Below are 3,880 nucleotides of genomic sequence, written 5' to 3'. Positions count from 1 at the left end.
CGGCCCCATCCCGGAACTCGGCGTCGTACGTACGTCGCTTCCCCACCCTCAACTCCTTATCGGGTCACGACTCCACGCTACGAGGGGAAGCACACCCTCAGCCTTCCCAGGAATCGAGGGAGACGCTGGGCTCATTGCTGAGGTAGCCGTGCAACGCCGTGGCCGTGGTGGGAACGAATTCCGCGGGGACGGCGTCAGCGCTCACCCAGGCAACTTCTGAGTGCTTGTCCGGCTCCACGTTCGTAAGATCACCCGACCAGCGGTGTGCGGCGAACACCACGGTCAGGAAGCCGTTGGGCGCTTCGACTCCTCGGGCCCCGTGGATGACATGGACCAAGCGCAGGGCCTCTGGCTCCACGAGGAGGCCGGTTTCTTCGTTCAGCTCGCGGACGGCCGTCTCGGTGATGGGTTCGCCGGGCTGGCTCTTGTCGACGGGGAGGTGACTCGCGTGCGCGGTGTTCCAGGTCGTCGCTCCCGGGACTCCGCGTCTACCGTAGGTCACCAGGTAGGGACGGATTGAGGAGATCGCCTTTCTGGTGCGGTCGGAGGTCATGCCGTTCATGAGGTCGAGTGCGCGGCCCCACGTGGCGACTGCCTCGTCTGCTCGGGCTTGGGCGGACAGCCTGTCGCCAAGGTCGGCATAGGGGAGGGCGTGGACCCGCTTGTACTTCTCCGGATCCCAGCGGATCAGCGTGGCCCTGTGCTGCCGCTCGGTGCCTGCGTGGTCGCCGAGATCGGTGAGGGTGCGGGCGGTGTGGCTGGCGACGGTGCCGGCCGCTGGGCACGGGCAGACGAGCACCGTGGGACGCAGCCCCCTTCCCTGTGGCCTGAAGTCCGGGGAGGGGGCTGCTGTTCCGGCATTGTCGAGGTGGGCACCTGGGGAGCTTCATGGGCTGACGCCTGCGGTGGCCAGCGAATAGCGCAAAGCCAGAGGCTGGGCGCGGTGATCAGTTCGTGCTCTGCGTCACCGATCTGCGGCGTAGCGCGATAGCACCGAGGGTGACTCCGCCCAGGAGCAGGGCCGTGCCGTTGGCCAGGTCGATCCCGGAGGCGCTGAAACCGCTCGCGACTGTGTGGGTGTCGGCGGGTGATTGCGCGACATCCCCCGGGTCCTTCACGTGGTCGCTCTTCCCGCCACTTCGGGTGAAAGCGCCGTCGAGCCCGCGACCCATACCCGGCGAGGAGGGCGTGCGTGCGGCCATGCCACCACCGCCCGTGTGGACGCCGCCGTGCGGATGTTTCCACTCACCTCCGCCGATGTGATCCGAGGATGGCCTTGCCGCACTCGTCTCATGCCCCCCGTGGGAACCCTGCGACGGCTCCGAGCCATGTGCCGCAGTGTGATCGGGTGCTCCCTGCTGTTGCTTCTCGACGTTGATCTCAACCTGGACATGTGCGTCCTGTACCGGCTTCACCACCACCTGCTGACCTGTGTTGGTCTGGCCCTGGCCGCTTCCGGGCTCGCTGGCGTGGCTACCCGGGGGGCCGTCGTGGTGCCACACGAAGTGGTAACTGTATTGCCACTCACCCGGCTTCCCGCCGTGGTCATCGTGGTGGGGTCCGCTCGGCATTCCGTTGTGGTCACGCTCGTCGAGCTGGCCGCCGTGGTCATCGTGGTGGGGTCCGCTCGGCATTCCGTTGTGGTCACGCTCGTCGAGCTGGCCGCCGTGGTCATCGTGGTGGGGTCCGCTCGGCATTCCGTTGTGGTCACGCTCGTCGAGCTGGCCGCCGTGGTCATCGTGGTGGGGTCCACTCGGCACTTCGCCCTGGTCATGCCCATCAAGCTGGCCGCCGTGGTCACCGGCCCCGGGCCCATCGCCGGCACCATTCGTCGGGGCCTTCGACTCGGGCGCTGTGGGCCGCTCCGGCTGTCCGTCAGGACCCACCGCTCGCGCAGTCGACTCCGGGTCAGCGGTGTCGCGGCTACCCGGTACGTTCGGGCCGGCGGCCACCGAATCTGTTTTCGCGAGCGAGCCCGCGTCCGGAGCCCCGGCCGCCCGGCCGACCGCACCGATCTCGGGAACCGATGTGTCCCGGGCACCGGCTTGCAGCGGTGAAGTGTCGCCGGTCACCTCACCGCGGTCGTCCGACCGCCGTGCGGGACGGAGAAGCCAGCTCGGGTAGGAGCTGTACTGGTCGGCCGAGACCACGTCGCCCTGGGCTTCCGTGTCCGGCACGGCGGTCTGCGGGAAGCCGTCGAGCCGGCCGTCCACAGTATTGGTTGTTGCGCCCAGCTCGGGCGCGGGTGCGGCTTGAGCCGTATTCGCAGCGCCTGCGGCCAGAGCGAAAGACGCTAGTCCGGACACGGCCAGACCAGTGATGCGAGATCGCATACTTACTCCCATGATTGTTGGGAAGCCTGATTACATGCCTATCTGTCCCATGGGCTCATCGTGAATAGGCGGGCCCGAAGGGTGACCGCTTCGAGTGAATCGGATACACCTGATTGCCTGCCGGGCCCCGGTGGCCTGAAGTGGCCGCAGAGTGTCCTCTGGGCCCGCACGGCTTCGCAACAGGCGCTATCCAAGGTGTGGGAACGGCGACTCTTGAGGCTGACGTGCAGTCATAAGTGCGGGCGTTGGGGCGCATGGGGGAACCGGCGCGGACGGCCTGGTTCACTCCTGGGCCTGAACTGGGGAATTCCAGCGAGCCTTATACTGCTTCGTCGTCGATGTCGAGCAGTTGCCGGTACGTTCTCGGATGGGCTGTTCCGGTCATAAATACCTTCAGTCGTATTAGGAAGGGTGGCGCCCGGGGGATGTTAGGGCGGGCCGGATCCCGGCCTCCCTAGAACCAGATGAAGGAGCATCACTTTGAGACAGACCAGGCGTTTCACGGCGATCCTGACGGCCGCTCTGGCCATGTCCGCCTGCGGCATCGGCAGCGCCGCCGCGGCGACGGACCACCACCACAAGGCGCACGCGTCCTCCCACCGCGACTACACGGAGTACGTGGAGGACTACTCCTCAAGTGGTGGCCGCTACGGCGGGCACAACCACGGCGGCGGCTCGGAAGAAGACGGCACCGTCTCGATCGGCTACGAGGTGCGGACCGCTATGACGGGTGTTCCCGCCGTCGGCTCGTTCGCGGCCTCCGCACAGTGCTCGCCAGGCAAGCGGGTCCTCGGCGGGGGCTACACGACCAACGGCGTCACCGTCGCCCTCCCGCTCACCGCGGAGGGCCCCACCCCGCTTTATGACGGTTGGTATGTGAGCGGCGTGGCCGTGTCCGCAGGCGGTACTGTCACGGTCTACGCGATCTGCGCCTCAGTGTGATCCGCCCGCGAGGGTGAGCCCTGACCGCCCGGTCGGGCCGGCCGGCGACTGGTAACTCGTCGAGCCGGCCCGCCGCGGCGCCAGGTGTGAAGCTCCCCCGGGTGAATTTCAGCGACGCAGACCGCCACAGGCAGGGGAGATGTCGTGCTTGGGCGACCTGCGCCGACTTCGTGCACTCCCGCATTCCGCACACTTGGCCCGCGCGGATAACACCCATTGTGATCGTCGGACGACCCGCCCTCGGATGACGATCAAGGACGGCTATCGGGAAGGCCCGGTGCAGCCGACGGATCTCAGCCCAGTCCTCCACGGAAATCACCCTCTCCTCCTGACCCTTAATGAAGATCAGGATGATCAGACGATCGCGAGCCGGGTCACCTTTGATCCGCCGTTCAGCGGTCAGTTTTCACCCGTCGTCGAGACGCGTGGCTTTCCATCGACTGACTCCGCTCACTCGTTCATCAGCAGCTGACGATTCCCTGGGTCACGCCACCCAGGGCGCTGGCAAAACCGGTCATGTCCCCCTTCGTGGTGTAGCCGATCAATCAGCGGGCGCGTTGGTGGTGTTGGGTAGCGCGGGGGCGCTTTCTGGGAGTTTGGTGGGG

Annotated in this window: 3 protein-coding genes and 2 pseudogenes; 2 read left to right on the top strand and 3 right to left on the bottom strand. The window is 67.0% G+C overall.

Annotated elements, in window-relative coordinates:
* Window positions 1-97: 97 nt before the first annotated feature.
* The 3 genes and pseudogenes from ACZ38L_RS38760 to ACZ38L_RS38750 form a co-directional block, all read right to left on the bottom strand.
* Window positions 98-439 (bottom strand): annotated as a pseudogene (locus ACZ38L_RS38760) (NUDIX domain-containing protein); the annotation flags it as partial.
* Between the two features lies 1 nt (window position 440).
* Window positions 441-784 (bottom strand): annotated as a pseudogene (locus tag ACZ38L_RS38755) (tetratricopeptide repeat protein); the annotation flags it as partial.
* Window positions 785-947: 163 nt separating this feature from the next.
* On the bottom strand, window positions 948-2,213 hold the full coding sequence (locus ACZ38L_RS38750) for a hypothetical protein (protein WP_465702726.1): 1,266 nt from the start codon (window positions 2,211-2,213) through the stop codon (window positions 948-950).
* A gap of 600 nt (window positions 2,214-2,813) precedes the next feature.
* On the opposite strand from ACZ38L_RS38750, the gene ACZ38L_RS38745 reads away from it, so the two are divergent.
* Together ACZ38L_RS38745 and ACZ38L_RS38740 are read left to right on the top strand one after the other, a co-directional pair.
* The gene (locus ACZ38L_RS38745; protein WP_465702724.1) at window positions 2,814-3,275 is read left to right on the top strand and encodes a hypothetical protein; all 462 of its coding nucleotides are present in this window, start codon (window positions 2,814-2,816) and stop codon (window positions 3,273-3,275) included.
* A 244-nt stretch (window positions 3,276-3,519) separates the two neighbouring features.
* Window positions 3,520-3,747 (top strand): hypothetical protein, encoded by a 228-nt coding sequence (locus ACZ38L_RS38740; RefSeq protein ID WP_465702722.1) that lies wholly within the window; start codon window positions 3,520-3,522, stop codon window positions 3,745-3,747.
* The last annotated feature ends 133 nt before the right edge of the window (window positions 3,748-3,880 follow it).

It is taken from the genome of Kitasatospora sp. NPDC024654 (assembly GCF_055559155.1).
The sequence above is the reverse complement of the archived record's forward strand: the minus strand, read 5'-3'. Positions and strand labels throughout refer to the sequence as shown.